A 21487-nucleotide genomic window follows, 5' to 3' on the forward strand; every position below is an offset into this window, starting at 1 on the left:
TATTGAAATTTATCTACGCATCGTGACCTAATACTGACAGTTCCTTTCGTCACTCCCGCCGCCCCCGCGGCGCCCCCCAGGGAGGAAAGATGAACCGTCTCCGCGCGGCCACGGCCGCACTGCTGGCGACCGTCACGGCGGTCGCCGCCGTCGGCCTCGTCGCCGGCTCCGCCAGCGCCGCCCCCGCCGGCCTGCCCGGCATGGACGTCTCCAGCCACCAGGGCAACGTGAACTGGTCGGCCGCCTGGAACAACGGCGCCCGGTTCGCGTACGTCAAGGCCACCGAGGGCACCTACTACACCAACCCGTACTTCGCCCAGCAGTACAACGGCTCCTACAACGTCGGGATGATCCGGGGCTCGTACCACTTCGCCCGCCCGGACACCACCAGCGGCGCCACCCAGGCCAACTACTTCGTCGACCACGGCGGGGGCTGGTCCAAGGACGGCCGGACGCTGCCCGGCGCGCTCGACATCGAGTACAACCCGTACGGCGCGACCTGCTACGGCCTGAGCCAGAGCGCGATGCGCAGCTGGATCGCGTCCTTCGTCAACCAGTACCACGCGCGCACCGGCCGGTGGGCCACCATCTACACCACCACCGACTGGTGGATCACCTGCACCGGCAACACGTCGCAGTTCGCCGCCAACAACCCGCTGTGGATCGCCCGCTACGCCAGCACGGTGGGCACCCTGCCGGCGGGCTGGCCGACGTACTCCTTCTGGCAGTGGTCGTCCTCGGGCGTCTTCCCCGGCGACCAGAACGTCTGGAACGGCACCCTGGACCGGCTCCGGGTGCTGGCCTGCAACGGACCCTGCTGACCCCCACCGGCGGCGGTCCGCCGGCCCGCCGTCGGCACCACCGACGAAGGAGGCACCCCCATGTCCGTACCCGTGTCCCGCCGGGCCGCGCTGCGCGGCGCGGTCCTGCTCGGCGCCGCCGCCGGCGCTTCCGCCCTGACCCAGTTCGGCGGGGGCCGCGACGCGCGCGCCGTCGCCACCCGCGTCGACCAGCCCGTCATCGCCAACTGCGCGACCTGGGGCGCCCGACCCCCGTCGTCGCCGGTCAGCGTGGTGCAGAGCCGACCCAACAAGATCATCGTGCACCACACCGCCTTCCCGAACACCACCGACTACAGCCTGGCCAAGGCGTACGCGAACTCGCGCGACATCCAGAATCTGCACATGGACAGCAACGGCTGGCTCGACTCCGGGCAGCACTTCACCAACAGCCGCGGCGGATACCTCACCGAGGGCCGGCACGGCAGCCTCTACGCGCTGCTGCACGGGCAGACCATGGTGCAGGGCGCGCACTGCGTCGGGCAGAACAGCCAGGCGATCGGCATCGAGAACGACGGCATCTACCTGAACGTGCAGCCGCCGGCGGCGCTCTGGAACAGCCTGATCGTCTTCTGCGCCTTCACCTGCCAGCAGTACGGCATCGCGCCCAGCGAGATCTACGGGCACAAGGACTTCAACAACACCCAGTGCCCCGGCCTGCTGCACGGCCGGCTCCCCGAACTACGCGCCGCCGTCGCCGCGCGACTGGGGTGATTGCTTATATAAGCCCCGGCTGATAGAAAGGGTCCGTGCACGCCTTCGACGTCCTCGGCGACCCGGTGCGCCGCCGCATCCTGGAGCTGCTCGCCGATGGCGAGCTCAGCGCCGGGGAGGTCTGCGCGGTGATCCAGCGGGAGTACGGCATCTCGCAGCCCGCCGTCTCGCAGCACCTCCGGGTGCTGCGAGACAACGGCTTTGCCACCGTCCGACCGCAGGGCGCCCGCCGTCTCTACGCCGTCGACCCGCGACCGCTGCGCGAGGTCGACGAGTGGCTGGCCGGCTTCCGCCGGTTCTGGGCCCCGGCCCTGGACGCCCTCGCCACCGAGCTGGCGCGCGGCCGACGCGAACGGCGCCTGCACCCACCGCAGGACCCGACCGAGGAGAAACCCTGATGACCGACGTCACGCACCAGATCAGCGCCGTGCGGCGCACCGTGGGCAGCCGGACCCTGGAAGCCGGCGAGGCCCGGGTGATGACGATCAGCCAGACGTACGACGCGCCCCTGGAGGACCTCTGGGACGCCTGCACCAACGCCGAACGCATCCCCCGCTGGTTCCTGCCGGTCTCCGGCGAGCTGCGGCTGCACGGCCGCTACCAGCTCGAGGGCAACGCCGGCGGCACGATCCAACGCTGCGACCCGCCGAAGAGCTTCGCCGCCACCTGGGAGTACGGCGACGAGGTCAGCTGGATCGAGGTGCGGCTGACGCCGGAGGGCGACGGGCGTACCCGGTTCGAGCTGGAGCACGTCGCGCACGTCGACGACGAGCGCTGGGCCGAGTTCGGCCCGGGCGCGGTCGGCGTGGGCTGGGACCTGGGGCTGCTCGGCCTCGCCTCACACCTGGCCGCCGACGGCAGCGGGATCTCGCCCGAGCAGGCCGAAGCCTGGATGGGCTCCGAGGAGGGGCGACGGTTCGTCACCCTGAGCAGCGAGAGCTGGGGCGAGGCCAGCGTCGCCGCCGGCACCGACCCGGAGGCCGCGCGGGCCGCGACGGCACGCACCACCGCCTTCTACACCGGCGCGCCCGCCGCCTGACCACCGGGACTTCCGGGTACGCGGGCCAGCTCGGGAAACGCGTTGGGCCGTGCGGGTACGCACGGCCCGGCGCGCTCCTCGGTCCGCCCCGACCCTCAGCCCGTCGCGGTCGGCACGAGGCTCACCCCGTGGCGGTCCGCGCAGTGCCGAAGGTGTGCACGACCTCGATTCGACCGACGATGTGTCGGTTGAACTCGGGCAGGTCCTCCGCCGGGACCCACAGCTCCAGGATGTCCCGGCCGCCGGCCTGGCGCACCGGGTAGGGGGCGAGGAAGGCCCGGTCCATCGCGAAACGGGTGACGAAGCCGGCGCCGGAGGCGGGCACGTTCCAGTCCCGGGCGATCATGATGGCGTACCGCTCGGTGAGCACCGGGTAGAAGATCGGCTGGTCGGGCAGGCGGGGCGGCCACGCCGTCCAGCCGGAGGCCTCGACCAGCGCCAGCTCCTGCGGCCCGGTCGGTCGCCACAGCGTCGTCGTCTCGCGCATCGTCCTCACCTCGCCCGGTCGTCCGGCGGAGGCTACCGGGTCGCCGACCCACCGGACGAGCCGGTTTCGGCGGGCCGGCGGGAAACCGGGAGGCGGAGTGTCGGTGCCCGGGGCGACACTGTGGAGCATGCCGCCGCCCCGCAGTGCCGCCGACCTCGCCGCCCTCGTCCAGAGCGGACGGTCGGTGAAGTACCTCTGTTTCTGGGGGCACCGGCCCCGGCGCGACGGCACGATCGGCGCGGGCTGCCTGAGCCAGTGGTGGCCGGCGGCGTTCACGGTGGACGGCCGCCGCTTCACCACCGCCGAGCACTGGATGATGTGGCAGAAGGCGGCGCTCTTCGGCGACGAGGAGGCCGGCGAGCGGATCCTCGCCGCCGGCCACCCGCACCGCGCCAAGGCGCTCGGCCGCCAGGTGCGCGGCTTCGACCAGGCGGTGTGGGAGGCCCGGCGGTACGACATCGTGGTCGCCGGCAGCGTCGCCAAGTTCGGCCAGCACGACGACCTGCGGGCGTACCTGCTGGGCACCGGGGATCGGGTGCTGGTCGAGGCGAGCCCGGTGGACCGGGTGTGGGGCATCGGGTTGGCCGCCGACGACCCGCGTGCGGAGGACCCGGCCCGATGGCGGGGGCTGAACCTGCTCGGCTTCGCGCTGATGCAGGCCCGGGAGACGCTCCGGGAGCAGGCTGATCGGTCGCCGGAGCGGCCACCGGGCCGGTAACGTGCGGCGACATGACCGGCTCTCCGTACGCGCACTGCTCCTTCTGCGGCGCCGACTACCCGGCGGACGCCGGCTGGCCGCGGGTCTGCGCGGCCTGCGGCGAGACGGTCTGGCGTAACCCGCTGCCGGTAGCGGTGGCGCTGCTGCCGGTGCGCACCGACGCCGGCCTGGGCCTGGTGGTGGTCCGCCGGGACATCGAGCCGGCGCGCGGCCTGCTCGCGCTGCCGGGTGGCTTCATCGAGTACGGCGAGGAGTGGGCCGACGCGCTGGTCCGCGAACTGCGCGAGGAGACCGGCCTGATCGGCGAGGCCGACCAGGCCCGGCTGTTCGCGGTGCACGGGGCACCGGCCGGCGGCACCATCATGATCTTCGGGGAGCTGCCCGAGCGGCCGGCTGACGGGTTGCCGCCGTCGGCGCCGACCGAGGAGGCCACCGAGTGGCTGGTCCTCACCGAGCCCGTCGAGCTGGCCTTCTCCACCCACACCCAGGCGATGGCGGAGTTCTTCGCCCGGCAGGGCTGACCGCCCGAGGCGACCGGGACACCGGCCCGACGGGCGGCCCGACGCCGAGTGGTGCGGAGGGTTGTTCCGCTTGGCTACCGGGACGCGTCCTCGGCGCCCGACCGGCCGAGCCGGCGCGGAGGGTCGGCCCTCCGCGCCGGATCACCCGCTCAGCTCGCCGAGCAGGTGGGCGTGGCGGACGGTCCCACGCCGGTGCCCTGGAAGCCGAAGGTGGTACTGGCGCCGGCGCCCAGCTGACCGTTGTAGCTGAGGTTGCGGAAGGTCAGGCTGCCGCTGGTGCCGCTGGGCTGCGCGTTCCAGGAGTTGGTGACCGCGGCGCCGGCCGGCAGGGTGAGCCCCACCGTCCAGCCGCGGACGGCCGACGCGCCGGCGGTGACCCGGACGGTCGCGACGAAGCCACCGGTCCAGGAGTCGAGCGACACGCTGGCCGTGCAGGACGCACCGCCGGGCGGCGGGGTCGACGGCGGGGGCGTGGTGGGCGGGGGCGTGGTGGTCGGCGGCGTGGTGGGGCCGCCGGCGTTGAGCGCGTCGAGCGTGGCGGTGTAGGCCGGCTTCTTGTTGCCGCTGCCGTCGAAGAGCAGCGGGGTGCCGCTGGCCCGCCAGGAGTCGGTGTCCCGGATGCCCCAGACGGTGATGCCGGTGCAGCGGCTCACGGCGAGGCAGGCCCGGACGACCCGGGCGTAGTTGTCGGCCTGGGCCGACCCGGACCCCTCGATGTCCAGCTCGGTGATCTGCACGTCCACGCCGAGGTTGGCGAAGCGCTGGAGGTTGGCCTGGTAGTCGGCCGGCACCGGGGAGGCGCTGTTGAAGTGGGACTGGAAGCCGACGCAGTCGATCGGCACGCCCCGGGCCTTGAAGTCCTGCACCATCGCGTACACCGCGTTGCTCTTCGCGTTCTGCCCGTCGGTGTTGTAGTCGTTGTAGCAGAGCTTGGCGGTCGGGTCGGCCGCCCGGGCGGCACGGAAGGCCACCTCGATCCAGTCGTTGCCGGTGCGCTGGAGGTTGGAGTCGCGCCGGGCGCCGGTGCCGCCGTCGGCGAACGCCTCGTTCACCACGTCCCAGGAGTGGATCTTGCCCCGGTAGTAGGTCGCCACCTGGGTGACGTGGTTGACCATCGCCGAGCGCAGGGCGCTGCCGCTGAGGTTCTGCGCCCAGCCGGGCTGCTGCGAGTGCCAGGCCAGGGCGTGCCCGCGCACCTGCATCCCGTTGGCCCGGGCGTGGTTGACGATGCGGTCGGCGTTGGCGTACGTGAACTGGCCCTGGGTGGGCTCGGTCGCGTCCCACTTCATCTCGTTCTCGGGCGTGACCGAGGTGAACTCGCGGTTGAGAATCCCGACGTAGGTGGCGTCGGAGAGCTTGTTCGCGGCCACCGCCGCACCGAAGTAGCGGCCGGTCTGGGCGGCGGACGCGCCCAGGGTGGTGGCGGCGCTGGCGCCGGGCGCCAGGGCGAGTGTCGTGCCGAGGGCGGCGACGCCCGCGGTGGCGGCCATGAGGGTCGCGCGGAGCCGGGCTCGGGTCGTCGGACGTCCGCCCGGGCGGGCGGGGACGTGGGTCATGGCAGGTCAACCTTTCGACAGTGATGGGGGGGGTGGGACGTCGCGCCTCGACCGTCGCCCGACGCGGTGACCGGCTCCGTCGCCCGACGTGACCGCCCGGAGGCCGCGCCGGGATCCGCCGTGCTGCGACTGTCACCGCGAGGGTCGAGGGGTCCCGTCCTGACGGTACCGAAAGCTTTCCGACACTTCAACGAAAATCGATGTCTCGCACGTCGAGTGATCGCACCCGGCGTGTCAGCGGAGCTGGCGACGAGCCGGAGGCTGCGGGACGCCGAAACTTTCGGGGTGGACGGACCGATGCCGGCGGGAAGCAGCGCGAGGAGGCCCGATCCCACCCGGCCGTCATCCGGTCGACGATCCCCCGGGCTCCGTGCCGGCCGCCGCGAGGTAGCCGCTCGCCTGGAGTTCGAACAGCTCCCGGTAGAGCCCGTCGGCGGCCATCAGCTCGTCGTGGGTGCCATGCTGGACCAGCCGGCCGTGGTCCAGCACGAAGATCCGGTCGGCGTGCCGGACGTTGGCCAGCCGGTGGGTGATCAGGACGACCGCCCGGTCGGGGCGGCGGCGCAAATGCTTGAAGAGGGCGTGCTCGGCCCGGGCGTCGAGAGCGGCGGAGGGTTCGTCGCAGATCAGCAGCCGGGCCTCCCGGTAGAGGCCCCGGGCGGCGACGAGGCGCTGCCACTGGCCGCCGGAGAGGTCCTGGCCGTTCTTGAACTCCCGGTCGAGCAACGTGTCGTACCCGAACGGGAGGTCGGCGATCATGTCGTGCGCGGCGGCGGCGCGGGCGGCGTCCTCCACGGTCGGGCCGGCCTGGTCGGCGCGGCGGTCGTGCCGGCCGATGCGGATGTTCTGCCCGGCGGTGAAGGGGAACTTCCAGTACTCCTGGGTCATCACCGCCACCTGGGCCGCGGTCTGCGCCGGGTCCAGCTCGGCGAGGTCGACGCCGTCCCAGCGGACCGTCCCACCGGTGGGGCGGTAGAGCCCGGCGATGAGCTTGGCCAGGGTGGTCTTGCCGGAACCGTTCTCGCCGACCAGGGCGACCACCTCGCCCCGGCGGACGGTCAGGCTGACCTCGTCCACCGCCGGGGTGTCCGTGTCCGGGTAGCGGAGGCTGACCCCGTCGAGTGCGATGGTGTCGAACCCGGGTGCCGGGCGGCCCTCCCCCACCCCGATCCGCCCCCGCGCCCGCTCGAGGAAGTCCCGGTAGTCCTGGTAGTAGAGGGCGTCCTCGTAGAGGTTGTTGGTGGCGAAGACGGCGATGCCGAGGCTGGACCGGGCGGACTGCAGCGCCAGCAGGGCGGTCGCGGCGGCGGCCAGCGCGACCACGCCGGTGAGCAGCAGCCCGCCGAGCACGGCGTACATGCCGAAGGCAGCCACCCCGGCGGCGGACATGCCGTACGCCCGGGTGGCGCTCTGCGCCCGGACCAGGCGCAGCTCGGCCCGGGTCTCCACGGCCATCACGCGGCGGAACTCGCCCAGCAGGAAGTCGCGCATCTGGTAGGCCCGGACCTCGACGGCGGTGCGCCGGTTGGCCATCAGGTGCGCCAGCATCCACATCCGGCGGCGGCGGGTGATCCGGGCCAGCATGGCCAGGTACTTCCGGCGGGCCATCCGGACCGCGGTGACCGCCTCGGGCACCGCGGCGAGCAGCAGGCACGGCAGGAGCACGGGCTGGATCACGGTCACCGCCGCGGCGGTGGCCAGCACGCCGACCACGCCGGTGAGCAGGTTGACCGTGTGGTCGACGATGGACGCCGCCTCGGCCATCCCCCGGTCCCGGACCCGGTCCATCTCCTCGGCGAAGCCGGCGTCGTCGAAGGCGGCCAGTTCCACCGCCGTGGTGGCCTCGAAGAGCCGCAGCTCCACCTCGTAGTTGATCTGGGGCATCAGCCGGGCCTGGGCCCAGCCGGCGGTCACGGTGAGGGCGCCCCGGGCCGTCACCGCCAGCGCGGCCAGGACCAGCGACGGCAGCGCGGCGCGGACCCGGTCGGGTGTCGGGCCGGCGGCGAACAGCTCACGCAGCACGCCGGTGGTGGCGAGCAGCCCGAGGGTGGTCATCACCCCGGCCGCGAGGTTCAGGCCGATCGCCGCGAGGGTGTCCCGCCGGCTGGTGGCCCAGGCCAGCGTGACCGCCTCCCGGACCAGGTGGGGCAGCCGCCGGGCGACCGACCGGAAGCTGGTGTGGGCGAACTCGGTCGCCCGGTGCATCCAGTGGCCGTCCTCCAGCTCCGGCAGCTCCAGTTCGTCGGCGTCGTCGGACGGGCCGTCCTGTCGGGACGAGCGGCGTGGGCCGATCACCGTCGCCATGGGTCCTCCCGGGCCGAGGGACAGGGCAGGGGGAGAGCCTACTGTCGGCGACCACGCGGTGTCGTGGCGTGACCGGCGTGTCGTACACCTGTCGCAACGGCGTGTCGCCGACCACGGTGCGGGACGGGTCTGCCGCGTCGCGTCGCGCCGACCCCGCCGGGGTGGCAGGCTGGAGCCGAGCCGGCGGCGGCGCGCGGAGCGCCACCGGCGTCCCGTCGCAAAGGAGAAGATCGACCCGATGGCTGCGAGTGTGACCACCACCGACGAATGGCAGGCGCTGCGCAAGCACGCCGAGACGTTGCGCGGCACCCACCTGCGGGAGCTGTTCGCCGCCGACCAGCGCCGAGGTGAGCGGCTCACCGGCGAGGTCGCCGACCTGCACGTCGACTACAGCAAGAACCTGGTCACCGACGAGACGCTGGAGCTGCTCACCGCGCTGGCCGAGCGGGCCCGGCTCAACGACCGGATCTGCGCCATGTTCGCCGGACGGCACATCAACTCCACCGAGGACCGCGCGGTGCTGCACACCGCGCTGCGGCTGCCCCGCGACGCCACCCTGATCGCCGACGGCCAGGACGTGGTCGCCGACGTGCACCGGGTGCTGGACCGGATGGCGGCGTTCGCCGAGCGGGTCCGCTCCGGGCAGTGGCGGGGGCACACCGGCGAGCGGATCAGCACGGTGGTCAACATCGGCATCGGCGGGTCCGACCTCGGACCGGTGATGGCGTACGAGGCGCTGAAGGCGTACCGGGACGGCGGGATCAGCTGCCGGTTCGTGTCCAACATCGACCCGACCGACATCCACGACAAGACCCACGACCTGGACCCGGCGACCACCCTTTTCGTGATCGTCTCCAAGACCTTCTCCACCCAGGAGACCCTGGCCAACGCCAACCAGGCGAAGATGTGGCTGCTGTCCGGGCTGGACGCCGACGACGACGCGGCGATCGCGAAGCACTTCGTCGCGGTGAGCACCAACGAGCAGCGGGTCCGCGACTTCGGCATCGACCCGCAGAACATGTTCGGCTTCTGGGACTGGGTGGGCGGCCGGTACTCGCTGCCCTCGGCCGTCGGCCTGTCGGTGATGCTGGCGGTCGGGCCGGACCGGTTCCGCGAACTGCTGGCCGGCTACCACGCCGTGGACGAGCACTTCCGGACCACGCCGGTGCAGCGCAACATCCCGGCACTGCTGGGCCTGCTGAACGTCTGGTACACCAACTTCCTCGGCGCGCAGACCCACGCCGTGCTGCCGTACTCGCAGTACCTGCACCGGTTCCCGGCGTACCTGCAGCAGCTGACGATGGAGAGCAACGGCAAGTCGGTGACGCTGGACGGCACCGCGGTCGACCACCAGACCGGCGAGATCTTCTGGGGCGAGCCGGGCACGAACGGCCAGCACGCGTTCTACCAGCTGATCCACCAGGGCACGCTGCTGATCCCGGCGGACTTCATCGGGTTCAGCCAGCCCAACCACGACCTCGGCGACATGCACGACCTGTTCATGTCGAACTTCTTCGCGCAGACCGCCGCGCTGGCGTTCGGGCGGACGAAGGAGCAGGTCGAGGCGGAGGGCACCGCGGCCAAGGTGGTGCCGCACCGGGTGATGCCGGGCAACCACCCGACCACCTCGATCATCGCGCCGAAGCTGACCCCGGGCACCCTCGGTCAGCTGATCGCGCTCTACGAGCACATCGTCTTCACCGAGGGCGCGATCTGGGACATCAACCCGTTCGACCAGTGGGGCGTGGAGCTGGGCAAGGTGATGGCCAACCAGCTCGCGCCGAAGCTGACCGGCGGCGACCCGGACCTGTCCGACGTGGACTCCTCCACCGCCGCGCTGATCCGCCGCTACCGGCGGGAGCGCGGCCGGGACTGAACCCCGCGAAACGGCGGCCGGGTCGTGGACCCGGCCGCCGTCCTTTTCGGGTACGCGAACTGGTCCAACCAGTTGACGGGTTGATGTGCCCGGGGTCACACTGCTGCCGTGGCCTTCGTTCCCGTCCCCCGCAGCTCCGTCGCCGACCACGTCTTCGGCCAGCTCCGCGACGCCATCGTCAGCGGCCGCTACCGCCCCGACGAGCCGCTGCCGGGCGAGCGCGAGCTGGCCGCCGCGTTCGCGGTCAACCGGCACGCCGTGCGCGAGGCGCTGCGGCGGCTGCAACAGCTCGGCCTGCTCCGGGTCAGCCAGGGCGGCGCCACCCGGGTGCTCGACTGGCGGGTGCACGCCGGTCTCGACCTGGCGCTGTCCCTCGTGCAGTCCGGCGACGTGCTCCCCGTCGACACGCTGGTACGGGACATGCTGGAGATGCGCGCCTGCGTCGGCGTGGACGCCGCCCGGCTCTGCGCCGAGCGGGCCGATGCCGAGCTGCGGGGCAGCGTCATCCGCGACGTCGAGGCGTACGCGGCGCTCGCCCCGGACCTGCACGCGATGGACAAGGCCAACATCGTGCTCTGGCGGGACATCGTCGACGGCTCCGGCAACACGGCGTACCTGCTGGCCTTCAACAGCCTGGTCGCCGGGGCGGTGGCCGTCGGCGAGGTGCCGCCCGAGCGGCGCGCCGCCGAGCTGCTGGACGTCACCGGCCACCGCCGGCTGGCCGAGGCGATCGCCGACGGGCGCGGCGACGACGCCGCCGCGCAGGCCCACGCCCTGCTCACCGCCTCGCTCACCTCCCCCGCCACCCCACCAGGAAGGGAATGCCGAGCATGATCCCCGCCGTGCTCTACGCCGTACCGGCGTTCCTGCTGCTCGTCGTCGTGGAAGCGCTGTCGTACCGGTTCGCCCCCGACGACGACGAACGCGGCTACGAGCTGCGCGACACCACCACCAGCCTCACCATGGGCGTCGGGAGCGTGCTCATCGGCACGCCCTGGCGGCTGCTCACCGTCGGCCTCTACGTGGGGCTGTGGACCCTCGCCCCGGTGCAGCTCTCCCCCACCAGCGTCTGGACCTGGGTGCTGCTCTTCTTCGCCGAAGACCTGGCCTACTACTGGTTCCACCGCACCCACCACGAGGTACGCCTGTTCTGGGCCGCCCACGTGGTGCACCACTCCAGCACGTTCTACAACCTCTCCACCGCACTGCGGCAGGGCTGGACGACGCCGATGACCTCGCTGCCGTTCTGGCTGCCGCTGGCGCTCCTCGGCATCCCGCCGTGGATGATCTTCCTCCAGCAGTCGATCAGCCTGCTGTACCAGTTCTTCCTGCACACCGAGCGGATCGACGTGCTGCCCCGGCCGATCGAATGGGTCTTCAACACCCCGTCGCACCACCGGGTCCACCACGGCGCCAACACCGAGTACCTCGACCGCAACTACGGCGGCATCCTGATCGTCTGGGACCGGCTCTTCGGCAGCTTCGAGCCCGAACGCGCCGCCGTCCGCTACGGCCTGACCAAGAACATCAACACCTACAACCCGTTGCGGGTGGCCACCCACGAGTACGCCGCGATCTGGGCCGACGTCCGGCGGGACACGTCCTGGCGGCACCGGCTGGGGCACGTCTTCGGCCGGCCCGGCTGGCAGCCCGCCCGATGAGGCGGCTCTGGCCCGGACTGTACGCGGCGGTCGTCGCCGTCGAGCTGGCCGGCGTCGCGCTCGACGTACCCGCGCTGCAGTGGGCGGCGAAGCCGCTGCTCGCGCCGCTGCTGCTGGCCTGGCTGCTGCGCGTACGCCGCAAGTGGGACCTGGTGGCGGCCGGCCTGGTGTTCGCGACGGCGGGTGACGTGGCGCTGCTGCTGCCCGGCACCACCGCGTTCCTGGTCGGGATGGGGTGCTTCCTCGGCACCCAGCTCTGCTTCCTGACCGCCTTCCTGCGGCACCGGCGGGCGCCGCTGGCCGCGTTCGCCGGCTACCTGGCGGTCTGGGCGGGCGCGAACGCGCTGCTCTGGGAGCGGCTGGGCGACCTGCGGCTGCCGGTGCTCGGCTACAGCCTGGCGTTGAGCCTGATGGCCGCCGCATCGGTGGGGGTGTCCCGCCGGGCGGCGGCCGGCGGGGCGCTCTTCCTCGTGTCCGACGCGCTGATCGGGCTCGGCGCGGCCGGGGCGGAGCTCCCCGGGCGCCGGCTGGCGGTGATGGTCACCTACATCGCGGCGCTGGTCCTGCTCACCACCGCGTGGGCACGGCGCGAGCTGCCCGACCGGCGCCCCGAAGGAGCCGCGCTGCTGCCGGCCTGACCGGCCTTGATCCACCCCGGTTTGCGGCGGGTCGGGGTGTCGGAGCGCCCCGACACCCCGACCCGCCGCATTCCGGGACCCGGCGGGTCCGTCAGGGGTTCATCTCGTAGGCGCCGGAGAGCGCCTCCACCTGGGACCAGACCCGGGCGGTGCGCTGCGGGTCGACGACCGGGCGGCGGACCTGGGTCAGCGCCCACGCCGCCTGCGCGTCGGTGGTGGCCGCCTTGCCGTGCAGTTCGGTGGCGTGGCCGGAGAAGTCGCGGACCAGGATGTCGAAGATCTCGTCCAGCAGGTCGGCGTCCAGGCCGGTCAGCGCGGCCTGCTCCAGGATGAGCTGGCCGTAGACGACCAACGCGAACAACTGGCCGAGGGCGAGCAGGAAGTCCAGGTCGCGCTGCTGCTCCTCGCTCGGCGCGTCGGCGGCCAGCAGCGCGCAGAGCCCGTCGGCCTGCTCCCGGAACCGGGCCACGTTCGGCACGCCGGCGTGCGCGTCGTACGCGGCCCGCCAGTCGTGGAAGCGGATCGCGCCCAGCCCCCGGGCCGGGCCCTGCCGGAACAGGAACTCGTCGTCGGCCGGGTCGTGCCGGGTCGGCACCGGCGGGAACTCGGCCGGCCGGAACAGGTAGTTGGCCATGAACTTCAGGATCAGGGCCAGGTTGACGTGCACGGTGCCTTCGAGCTTGGGCAGGCCCCGGATGTCCCGCGCGGCCTTGTCGAAGTAGGTGTCCGCCTCGAAGCCCTTGGCGGCGATGACGTCCCAGAGCAGGTCGACGACCTTCTCGCCCTCGGTGGTTACCTTCATCTTGGTCATCGGGTTGAACAGCAGGTAGCGGCGGTCGTCCGGGCCGGCCGAGCGGAAGTAGTCCACCGCCCGGTCGCTGAACAGCTTCATCGCCACCAGCCGGGCGTACGCGTCGGTCAGCTCGCGGCGCACGTGCGGGAAGTCGGTCACCCGCCGGCCGTAGAGCACCCGGTTGTGGGCGTGGGTGACCGCCTCGTACATCGCGTGCTCGCAGATGCCGATCGAGGCGGTGCAGAGGTTGAACTTGCCGACGTTGACGGTGTTGAGGGCGGCGTCGAAGGCGGCCTTCCCGGTGTGCAGGACGTCCTCGGCGCGCACCGGGTAGTCCTCCAGGCGGAACTCGCTGACGTACATCTGCGCGTTCACCACGTTGCGCACCAGGTGGTACGCGGGGTGCCGGCTGTCGGCGGCGAAGAAGACGTACCCGTCGGGGCCGTCCACGTCGGCGCGGCGGCCGAAGACCGAGACCAGGCCGGCGACGTTGCCGTTGCCGATGTAGTACTTGCCGCCGGTGGCCCGGAAGCCATCCTCGCCGTCCGGGGTGAGCAGCATGTCGGTGGAGTAGATGTCGGCGCCGTGGCTGCGCTCGGAGAGGCCGAACGCCATCACGTGGCCGGCGTCGAGCAGGGTGGCGGCGCGGGCCCGGGCGGCGGCGTTGTCGCTCTGCCAGACCGGGCCGAGGCCCAGGACGGTGACCTGCCAGGTGTACCAGTAGCCGAGGCCGTAGAAGCCGAGCACCTCGCTGAGCGCGGCGTTGCGGGCGGTGTCCCAGCGCTTGGCCGGGTCGCCGGCACCGTCGGCGGCCGGGGTGCAGAACGCCGCGAAGAGACCGGACTTGGCGGCGAAGTCGAGGAAGTCGCCGTACCAGGTGTGGTCGTTGTAGCTGTCGACCAGGACCTTCTTGCCGCGCTGCTCGAAGAAGTCGACGGTGGCGCGCAGCAGCCGGCGGGACTCGGAGTCGAGGTGGGCGGGGTCGTAGGTGCGCGGGTTGAGCAACGGGTCGGCCATGGGGGTCCTTTCCGGAGGGTGGGGTCAGCGGGCGAGGTCGCGCAGGGTGGCGAGGACGTCGTCGAGCCAGGCCAGCACCATCCGCTCGTACGCGATGCCGCCGCGCAGCACGACGTGCTGGAGTGCCGCGCGGGCGTCGCCGGGGTCGGGCGCCGGGAAGTCGCGGCGCTCGCCGGCCAGGTAGCTGGCGAGGACCGCCTCGTGGTCGGCGCGGTAGCGCTCGACCTCGGCGACCAGGTCGGCGCGGCCGGCGCGGTCGGCGAAGGCGGCACCGCGGATCTTGACGGCCAGCTCGTGCCGGACCGCCTCGGGCTGCACGGGCGCGCGCAGCCAGTCGGCGAGCGCGCTCTGCCCGGCGGCCGTGGCCGACCAGCACCGCTTGTCGGGGCGGCCGTCCTGGCCGACCTCCTCGGCGGTGACCCAGCCGTCGGTCTCCATCCGCTTGAGCACCCGGTAGATCTGCTGGTGGGTGGCGGTCCAGAACCGGCCGATCGAGCGGTCGAAGCGGCGGGCCAGCTCGTAGCCGGAGGCCGGCTGCTCCAACAGGGAGACCAGGATCGCGTGCTCGAGGGCCATGCGGGCATCCTGCTATGCAACGAGTTGCATAGGCAAGGCTGCAGGGGCGTCGGTCACACACGACGACGCCGCGCCCCTCGCGGGAGCGCGGCGTCGTCGGACGAGGATCAGCGGCGGCCGCCGGCGGGGCGGCGGGTCAATGCCACCCCCAGCCCGATCATGCCGAGGCCGAGGAAGAGGTGCAGCCAGTCGTCCGCGTTGTTGAGCGGAACGAAGTTGGCGCCGCTCTCGTGGTTGACGACCACGCCGTAGAGCCAGAGCACCAGGTAGATGGCCCCACCGGCGAGCAGGAACGTGCGCGCGCCGGAGACCGTGCGCGCCAGGGCGAGCCCGGCGACGCCGTACGCGAGGTGTACCAGGTTGTGCAGGATCGACACCTGGAAGAGCCCGAGCAGATTCGCCTTCGAGTGGTGCCCGGCGAACATCATCGTGTCGAAGTTCGTGGTGACGCCGGGGATGAAACCCAGCACCCCGATCAGCAGGAAGAGCACGCCGGCCGCCTGGGCGGCGCGACGGACGGGCGACACGGCGGTCGCCGATGCCCCTCGGCCGGGTCTGTTCACCATGTCAACCACCTCCGTCGAAGGCCGTGTGGCCCCGGATGCCCCGGACCACACGCCGCAAACCTCCGGAACCGGGCGGTGGTGAGCGGAGGCCGGCTCAGGCCGGTGGCAGGTGCTCCCGGAGCGCGGCGAACTCGGCCACGGTCAGCCAGGAGGGGTTGGCGCCCTGCGGCTGGCGGAGGACCTCCGCCCCGGCCAGCCGGGCGTCGGCGCGCAGCCGCTCCCGGGGCACCCGGTCACCCGGGTCGAGCACCGTCAACTCCAGCGGCACCGACCAGTGCTCCCCCGGCGCCCCCGGCACGGCCGGCCCGGCCAGGCGTCCGACACCCCACACCCCGTACGCCAGCCGGCGTCGGCTGCCACTGGCCCAGAGGACCACCGGCTGACCCGCCCGCATCAGCGCCGTGCGGTAGCCGGGGCGGACGCACCAGCTCCGCACTCTGGGGTCGGCGGCGAAGCGGGACCCCAGGTCGACCGCGTCCGCGTTGCCCTTGACCAGCCAGGCGCCGAGGCTTTCCGGGGTCACCCGTCGAGTCGTCATCCGGTGCTGGTGCCCAGGACCGGCACAGGTCAATCAGTCAACGTGGCGTTGACCACTCCACGAAGGCGTTTACCGGACGCGGGAGGTGGAGAGTTTCCCCCGGTACCGACAGAGGGGGAGACCGTGTCCGAGACCGACCGCCCAGAGCCGCGCGACCGGGGCACCGCGCCCGCCGGGGTGACCGATCCGCTCCTGTGGCGGCTCGCCGCCGGCGTGGCGGACGCGCACCAGCCGGACGAGACCGGGCACTGCGACAACCTGCTCTGCGACCACCAGGAGTGGCCGTGCGACGCCGCCCGCCAGGCGCAGCGGGCGCTGGCCCTCTCCGGCGACGCCCCCGAGGAGGTCACCGGCCCGGTTCGCGACGACCGGCGGGAGGAGTCGCAGGGCGACCTGACGGCCCTGCCCCACCGCCGCTCCCGGACGGCCGCCGAGGCCGCCTGACGCTTCCCGGGCGGGACCGCTCGCCCGGGTCCGCACCCGTCCAGGCCGGCTGCTGCCGCACCCACTCACCGACCCGGGGTCACATCGGCCGGCTCGGCTGTGTCTACTGCTGTGAGACGCGACGAGGGGGCGACGTGACAGCGGTCGACGAGCAGGAGTGGTTGACGCAGCGGTTCGAGGAGCACCGGACCCGGCTCCGGGCGGTGGCGTACCGGATGCTCGGCTCGGTGAGCGAGGCCGACGACGCCGTCCAGGACGCCTGGCTACGGGTCAGCCGGGCCGACACCGGTGCCGTGGAGAACATCGGTGGCTGGCTGACGACCGTGGTGGCCCGGGTCTGCCTGAACGTGCTCCGCTCGCGGGAGCGGCGCCGCGAGGAACCGCTCGACGTGCGGCTGCCCGAGCCGGTGGTCAGCCGCGAGCCCGGGGACGACCCTGAACACGCCGCGGTGCTGGCCGACTCGGTCGGGCTGGCGCTGCTGGTGGTGCTGGAGACGCTGACGCCGGCCGAGCGGCTCGCGTTCGTCCTGCACGACATGTTCGCCGTGCCGTTCGAGGAGATCGCCCCGATGGTCGAGCGGTCCCCGGCCGCGGCCCGGCAACTGGCCAGCCGCGCCCGACGGCGGGTACGCGGGCAGGCCCCCGTGCCCGACCCGGACCTCGCCCGGCAGCGGGAGGTCGTCGAGGCGTTCTTCGCCGCCGCCCGCGACGGCGACTTCGACGCGCTCGTCGCCGTGCTGCACCCCGACGTCGTGCTGCGCTCCGACGGCGGCCCGGGCAGCCGCCACACGGTGGTGCTCACCGGCGCGGAGACGGTCGCCGGGCAGGCGGTCACCTTCGGACGGCTCTACCCGTTCATGCGGCCGGCGCTGGTCAACGGCGCCGCCGGCGCCGTGGTCGCGGCGCAGGGCCGGCCGATCTCGGTGATGGGCTTCACCGTCACCGACGGCCGGATCGTCGCCATCGACGTGCTCTCCGACAGCGACCGGCTGCGCCGGCTCGACCTGGCCGTCCTCGACGACTGACGACATGCGGCCCGGCGGGGCGCGGGACCTCGGTCGCCCCGCCGGGGAGCGACGTCGCCGCACCGAGGGGCAGCCGCGGACCGGCCCCGCGGCACGCGCCGCGGCCGCGGACAGCCAGGCCGGTCAGGCGTCCGCCTCCGCGCGCAGCTGCTCCTCGGATGCGCCGCGCCGCCAGTAGCCGGCGAAGGTCACCCGCCGCCGGTCCAGGCCGCGGTCGGTGACCAGGTGCCGGCGGACCGCCCGGACCGTCGAGGACTCGCCGGCGATCCACGCGTACGGGACGCCGGCCGGGAGCCGGGCGGCGCGGATCGCCTCGACCAGCAGGCCGCTGCCGGGCGGGGTGGTGCCCCGGACCAGCCAGCACACCTCCGCGTTCGCCGCGGTGGGCAGTTCGCGCACGTCGGCGGCGTCCGGCACCTCGATCCACGCCCGGACGGTGGCACCGGCGGGCAGCCAGGCCAGGATGCCGGCGGCGGCCGGCAGCGCCGTCTCGTCGGCGGCCAGCAGGACGTGGTCGGTGCCGGGCGGGGGCCGGAAGCAGACGCTGCGGTTGTCCCGCTCGGCGGGTCCGAGCAGGACGATCCGGTCCCCCGGCCGGGCCCGCCCCGCCCACCGGGTGGCCGGGCCGCTGTCACCGTGGTGGACGAAGTCGACGTCCACCTCGGACGCCTCCGGCCGCTGCCCGCTGATGGTGTAGGAGCGCATCACCGCGCGGACGGCCGGGTCGATGGCCCGCCAGCGCGCGTACCAGTCGTCCCCGGCGTCGAGCGGGACCACCGGCTCCGGCTGGCCCGGGTGGGGCAGGAAGAGCGAGACGCTCTGGTCCCGGCCGCCGCCGGCGAACGCGGCCAGCTCCGCACCGGTCAGGGTGACCCGGATCAGCGAGGCGCCGATGCGCCGGGTGTGCCGGACCTGGGCCTGATAGAAGCGGTAGCGGAGAGCGACCCGGGTCGCGGAGCCGGTCGTCACGGTGTCAGCCGACCCGCTTGGCCGACCGGATGGCGGTGGCGAGGTTCTCCAGCAGCGGCGCCGCGCCCGCGTACGAGAAGCGGGGCACCGCGTCCCACGGGGTGACCTGGTTGGCACGGACGGCGGGCAGCTGCTGCCAGGTGGGCTTGGCCGCGAGGTCCTTGGGCTGCAACGCGGTGGACCGGTTGTCGAGCAGGATCAGGTCGGCGGGGAACTTGCCGGCGTTCTCCCAGCTCAGGCTCTCGAAGTAGTCGCCGGTGGCGAGCTTGTTCGGCACCACGATGTCGACGCCCAGCTCGGCGAAGTACATCAGGTCGGTGCTGACCTTCGGGTTGGAGACGTAGAACAGGTCGGGGCTGCCGGAGGCGGCGAGCACCCGGATGCCGGGGTTGGCCTTGACCGCCTGGCGGACCGACTCGGCGGCGGCCTCGAAGCGCGCCTTGGCGTCGGTGACCTTCTTCGCGTTCAGGTCGGCGCCGAGGGAGCGGGCCAGTTCCGCGTACCGCTCGATGGGCCGGGTCATCGGCACCCGGGCGGTGGTGACGGTGGCGCTGGGCGCCAGGGCGAGGATCTTGTCGCGGCTCTCGTCCGGCACGTACCAGAGCGCACCGGGGTCGTACATGTGGGTGACCAGCAGTTCGGGGCGCAGCCCCGCGTACTTCTCGACGTTGAACTCGCCCCAGACGTTGCCGAGCACGGTGACCCGGTCGACGTCGAGGCCGCCGGCCTGCGGGTCGACGGAGCCGTCGCTGCGGGTGGTCTCGCCGAACACGCCGACGATCTGCGAGTCGAGTCCGAAATCGACCAGCGCGGCGGCGACCCCGGTGAAGGCGACGACCCGGGTCGGGGTGCTCGACAGCTCGATCTTCTGGTTGCGGTCGTCCGTGAACGACCAGGGGCCGGTCGAGCCCTTGGCACTGGTGGACCCGGGCTTGCCGGCCTGGCCGCAGCCGACGAGGAGGGTCGCGAGGGTGGCGCCGCCAGCGGCGAGCAGGCCCCGGCGGGAGAGTCCGCGGGCGGACATGGAAGCAGGCATGATGACGTCTTTCGATCAGGACAGGACCGCGATGATCCGCGATGGCGGGGTTAGGTTAACCTAACCTAACCCGAAGTCAACCGGTGCCATGCCGTTTCCCCCCGGAGCCGACCCTGTCCGTCACCACGCTCGCCGCCGCCCCGGCGCCGGCGCCACCCACCCGCCGCGCCGGCCCGGCCGCGGCGCTCGCCGCCGGGCTGCTGCTCCTGCTCGTCGTCGCGGTGCTGAGCATCGCCGTCGGCGCCCGACCGCTCTCCCTCACCGAGGTCTGGCACGGCCTGGTCTCCGCTGCCTCCCCCGAACACGCGGTGGTGCACCGGATGCGCCTGCCCCGCACGCTGCTCGGCCTGGTCGCCGGCGCGGCGCTCGGGGTGGCCGGGGCGCTGATGCAGACGCTCACCCGCAACCCCCTGGCCGACCCGGGACTGCTCGGCATCAACGCCGGCGCGGCGGCCGCGGTCGCCTCCGCCACCGCCCTGCTCGGCGTCGGCACCGCCGGCGGCTGGATCTGGTTCGCCCTGCTCGGCGCCGCCACCGTGACCGTCGGGGTGTACGCCGTCGGCGGCGGCCGGCGGGCCACCCCGGACCGCCTCGCGCTGGCCGGGGCGGCGCTCAACGCGGTGCTCTACTCCTACGTCAGCGCGGTCATGCTGCTCAACTCCGCCTCGCTGGACCGGCTGCGGTTCTGGACGGTCGGCTCGCTGGCCAACGCCGAGTTCGCCACCCTGCGTACCGTGGCGCCCTTCGTGCTGGCCGGCCTGCTGGTCGCCCTGGCCGGCGCACGGTCGCTGAACGCGCTGGCCCTGGGCGACGACACCGCGCGGGCGCTCGGCGCCCGGCCGGCCCTGGTGCGCGGCGCCGCCATCGCGGCGATCACGCTGCTCTGCGGCGCGGCCACCGCCGCCTGTGGGCCGATCGTCTTCGTCGGGCTGCTCGTGCCGCACCTGGTCCGCGTGCTGACCGGGCCGGACCTGCGCTGGCTGCTGCCCGCCTGCGCGCTGTACGCGCCCGTCCTGCTGCTCGGCGCCGACGTGCTCGGCCGGGTGCTGGGCCGCCCCGGCGAACTCCAGGTCGGCCTGGTCACCGCCGTGCTCGGCGGCCCGCTCTTCCTGCGTCTGGTGGCCCGGCGATGACTGTGCTCCGCACCCCCGGCGGCCGGTCACTGCGCTGGCGTCCCCGATCGCTGGTCGTCGTCGCCACCGCCGTGCTGCTCGCCGTCGGCCTCGGCGTGCTCGCCGTGGGCGGCGGCGACTACCCGATGAGCCCGGCCGACGTGCTGCGCACGCTGACCGGGGGCGGCACCGCGGCCGAGGAGTTCATCGTCGGCGAGCTGCGCCTGCCCCGGCTGGTCACCGCGCTGGGCGTCGGGGCCGCCCTGGCGCTGTCCGGCGCGGTGGTCCAGACGCTGCTGCGCAATCCGCTGGGCAGCCCCGACGTGCTCGGCATCACCCAGGGAGCGGCGACCGGCGGACTGATCGCCGTGGTGCTCGGCGGCAGCAGCCTCGCGCTGTCCGGCGCGGCGCTGGCCACCGGGATCTGCACCGGCCTGCTCATCCGTGCCGTCGCCGGCGCCCGGGGCCTGGCCGGTCACCGGCTCGTGCTGGTCGGCATCGGCTTCACGGCGATCCTCACCGGCGTCAACGGCTGGCTGCTCACCCGGGCGCCGCTGATGGACGCCGCCCGGGCGGTGCTCTGGCTCACCGGCAGCCTGGACGGGCGCGGCTGGTCGCAGGCGGTGCCGCTGCTCGGCGTCCTCGCGGCGCTCACCCCGGTGGTGCTCGCCGGCGGCCGGGCAATGGCCATGGTGGAGCTGGGCGACGAGACCGCGACCGCGCTGGGCGTGCCGGTGACCCGGGTCCGGCAGGTGCTGCTCGGCGCGGCGGTGCTGCTCGCCTCCGTCGCCGCGGCCGCCGCCGGGCCGGTCTCCTTCGTGGCGCTCACCGCCCCGCACCTGGCCCGCCGGCTCACCCGCGCGCCGGGGCCGAACCTGGTGGCCTCGGCGCTCACCGGCGCGGTGCTGCTGGTCGGGGCGGACCTGGTGGCGCAGCGCGCCCTCGCCGGCCAGCAACTGCCGGTGGGCGTGGTGACCGGCGTGCTGGGCGGGACGTACCTGGTGTGGTTGCTCGCCGCGCGGCGGGCCGGACGGAACTAAAGGAGATCGCGTGTCGGG

At 73.5% G+C, this 21487-nt stretch carries 23 protein-coding genes; 14 read left to right on the forward strand and 9 right to left on the reverse strand.

The features are described from left to right. Positions 1-89 precede the first annotated feature (89 nt). From ACTMS9_RS13480 to ACTMS9_RS13495, 4 genes are read left to right on the forward strand one after another with little or no spacing between them, the layout of a single operon-like run. Complete coding sequence (locus ACTMS9_RS13480; RefSeq protein ID WP_441146216.1) at positions 90-821, forward strand: lysozyme; 732 nt, start codon at positions 90-92, stop codon at positions 819-821. Positions 822-881: 60 nt separating this feature from the next. Beyond that, entirely contained in the window at positions 882-1553 is a 672-nt protein-coding gene (locus tag ACTMS9_RS13485; protein WP_441146218.1) for a peptidoglycan recognition protein family protein, read from the forward strand. 35 nt (positions 1554-1588) lie between these two features. After that, positions 1589-1951 carry an ArsR/SmtB family transcription factor gene (locus ACTMS9_RS13490; protein WP_210776895.1) on the forward strand — a complete coding sequence of 121 codons (363 nt, stop codon included), beginning with the start codon at positions 1589-1591 and terminating at the stop codon, positions 1949-1951. Further along, positions 1951-2592 carry an SRPBCC family protein gene (locus ACTMS9_RS13495; RefSeq protein ID WP_441146220.1) on the forward strand — a complete coding sequence of 214 codons (642 nt, stop codon included), beginning with the start codon at positions 1951-1953 and terminating at the stop codon, positions 2590-2592. The genes ACTMS9_RS13490 and ACTMS9_RS13495 overlap by 1 nt, the downstream gene beginning before the upstream one ends. 121 nt (positions 2593-2713) lie before the next feature. Here the strand turns inward: ACTMS9_RS13495 and ACTMS9_RS13500 are convergent, their stop codons facing one another. Continuing rightward, positions 2714-3079 carry an ADP-ribosylation/crystallin J1 gene (locus ACTMS9_RS13500; RefSeq protein WP_441165070.1) on the reverse strand — a complete coding sequence of 122 codons (366 nt, stop codon included), beginning with the start codon at positions 3077-3079 and terminating at the stop codon, positions 2714-2716. 127 nt (positions 3080-3206) lie between these two features. Between ACTMS9_RS13500 and ACTMS9_RS13505 the strand changes: the two genes are divergently transcribed. Beyond that, positions 3207-3797: an NADAR family protein gene (locus ACTMS9_RS13505; RefSeq protein ID WP_441165258.1), complete on the forward strand. Its 591-nt coding sequence runs from the start codon at positions 3207-3209 to the stop codon at positions 3795-3797. Between the two features lie 11 nt (positions 3798-3808). Further along, positions 3809-4318 (forward strand): NUDIX domain-containing protein, encoded by a 510-nt coding sequence (locus ACTMS9_RS13510; RefSeq protein WP_441165071.1) that lies wholly within the window; start codon positions 3809-3811, stop codon positions 4316-4318. Positions 4319-4467: 149 nt separating this feature from the next. Here ACTMS9_RS13510 and ACTMS9_RS13515 read toward each other — a convergent pair whose 3' ends face one another. Then, the gene (locus tag ACTMS9_RS13515) at positions 4468-5874 is read right to left on the reverse strand and encodes an endo-1,4-beta-xylanase (RefSeq protein WP_441165072.1); all 1407 of its coding nucleotides are present in this window, start codon (positions 5872-5874) and stop codon (positions 4468-4470) included. A 342-nt stretch (positions 5875-6216) separates the two neighbouring features. Beyond that, entirely contained in the window at positions 6217-8178 is a 1962-nt protein-coding gene (locus tag ACTMS9_RS13520; protein ID WP_441146228.1) for an ABC transporter ATP-binding protein, read from the reverse strand. 238 nt (positions 8179-8416) lie between these two features. On the opposite strand from ACTMS9_RS13520, the gene pgi reads away from it, so the two are divergent. The 4 genes from pgi to ACTMS9_RS13540 all read left to right on the forward strand — a co-directional run bounded on the left by pgi (position 8417) and on the right by ACTMS9_RS13540 (position 12353). Further along, positions 8417-10054, forward strand: coding sequence for a glucose-6-phosphate isomerase (gene pgi / locus ACTMS9_RS13525; RefSeq protein WP_441165073.1), 1638 nt, complete (start codon positions 8417-8419; stop codon positions 10052-10054). Between the two features lie 108 nt (positions 10055-10162). Next, a complete protein-coding gene (locus tag ACTMS9_RS13530) occupies positions 10163-10888 on the forward strand; it encodes a FadR/GntR family transcriptional regulator (protein WP_441146232.1) in 726 nt (241 codons plus the stop codon). Next, positions 10876-11715, forward strand: a complete 840-nt coding sequence (locus ACTMS9_RS13535; protein ID WP_441165074.1) for a sterol desaturase family protein — start codon at positions 10876-10878, stop codon at positions 11713-11715. Before ACTMS9_RS13530 ends, ACTMS9_RS13535 begins: the two co-directional genes overlap by 13 nt. Then, positions 11712-12353 carry a lysoplasmalogenase gene (locus ACTMS9_RS13540; RefSeq protein ID WP_441165075.1) on the forward strand — a complete coding sequence of 214 codons (642 nt, stop codon included), beginning with the start codon at positions 11712-11714 and terminating at the stop codon, positions 12351-12353. Before ACTMS9_RS13535 ends, ACTMS9_RS13540 begins: the two co-directional genes overlap by 4 nt. Positions 12354-12444: 91 nt before the next feature. On the opposite strand, the gene ACTMS9_RS13545 is transcribed toward ACTMS9_RS13540, so the two are convergent. The 4 genes from ACTMS9_RS13545 to ACTMS9_RS13560 form a co-directional block, all read right to left on the reverse strand. Then, positions 12445-14163, reverse strand: a complete 1719-nt coding sequence (locus tag ACTMS9_RS13545) for an acyl-CoA dehydrogenase (protein ID WP_441165076.1) — start codon at positions 14161-14163, stop codon at positions 12445-12447. A gap of 24 nt (positions 14164-14187) precedes the next feature. Continuing rightward, positions 14188-14739 (reverse strand): PadR family transcriptional regulator, encoded by a 552-nt coding sequence (locus ACTMS9_RS13550; protein WP_154936336.1) that lies wholly within the window; start codon positions 14737-14739, stop codon positions 14188-14190. Positions 14740-14846: 107 nt separating this feature from the next. After that, the gene (locus ACTMS9_RS13555; RefSeq protein WP_441146240.1) at positions 14847-15305 is read right to left on the reverse strand and encodes a DUF4383 domain-containing protein; all 459 of its coding nucleotides are present in this window, start codon (positions 15303-15305) and stop codon (positions 14847-14849) included. Positions 15306-15399: 94 nt separating this feature from the next. After that, a complete protein-coding gene (locus ACTMS9_RS13560; RefSeq protein WP_441165077.1) occupies positions 15400-15843 on the reverse strand; it encodes a hypothetical protein in 444 nt (147 codons plus the stop codon). A 123-nt stretch (positions 15844-15966) separates the two neighbouring features. On the opposite strand from ACTMS9_RS13560, the gene ACTMS9_RS13565 reads away from it, so the two are divergent. Both ACTMS9_RS13565 and sigJ read left to right on the forward strand, forming a co-directional pair. Next, entirely contained in the window at positions 15967-16287 is a 321-nt protein-coding gene (locus ACTMS9_RS13565; protein WP_441146244.1) for a hypothetical protein, read from the forward strand. A 134-nt stretch (positions 16288-16421) separates the two neighbouring features. Then, a complete protein-coding gene (gene sigJ, locus ACTMS9_RS13570) occupies positions 16422-17312 on the forward strand; it encodes an RNA polymerase sigma factor SigJ (RefSeq protein WP_441165078.1) in 891 nt (296 codons plus the stop codon). A 123-nt stretch (positions 17313-17435) separates the two neighbouring features. Here sigJ and ACTMS9_RS13575 read toward each other — a convergent pair whose 3' ends face one another. Together ACTMS9_RS13575 and ACTMS9_RS13580 are read right to left on the reverse strand one after the other, a co-directional pair. Next, positions 17436-18281, reverse strand: a complete 846-nt coding sequence (locus ACTMS9_RS13575; protein WP_441165079.1) for a siderophore-interacting protein — start codon at positions 18279-18281, stop codon at positions 17436-17438. 4 nt (positions 18282-18285) lie between these two features. Further along, the gene (locus ACTMS9_RS13580; protein ID WP_441165080.1) at positions 18286-19317 is read right to left on the reverse strand and encodes an ABC transporter substrate-binding protein; all 1032 of its coding nucleotides are present in this window, start codon (positions 19315-19317) and stop codon (positions 18286-18288) included. Between the two features lie 83 nt (positions 19318-19400). Here ACTMS9_RS13580 and ACTMS9_RS13585 point away from each other — a divergent pair, with 83 nt between their 5' ends. Further along, the gene (locus tag ACTMS9_RS13585; RefSeq protein ID WP_441165081.1) at positions 19401-20450 is read left to right on the forward strand and encodes a FecCD family ABC transporter permease; all 1050 of its coding nucleotides are present in this window, start codon (positions 19401-19403) and stop codon (positions 20448-20450) included. Beyond that, the gene (locus ACTMS9_RS13590; protein ID WP_280839576.1) at positions 20447-21469 is read left to right on the forward strand and encodes a FecCD family ABC transporter permease; all 1023 of its coding nucleotides are present in this window, start codon (positions 20447-20449) and stop codon (positions 21467-21469) included. Before ACTMS9_RS13585 ends, ACTMS9_RS13590 begins: the two co-directional genes overlap by 4 nt. The last annotated feature ends 18 nt before the right edge of the window (positions 21470-21487 follow it).

Origin of the sequence: Micromonospora sp. L31 (genome assembly GCF_052068075.1) — a bacterium.
GTDB lineage: Bacteria > Actinomycetota > Actinomycetes > Mycobacteriales > Micromonosporaceae > Micromonospora > Micromonospora purpureochromogenes.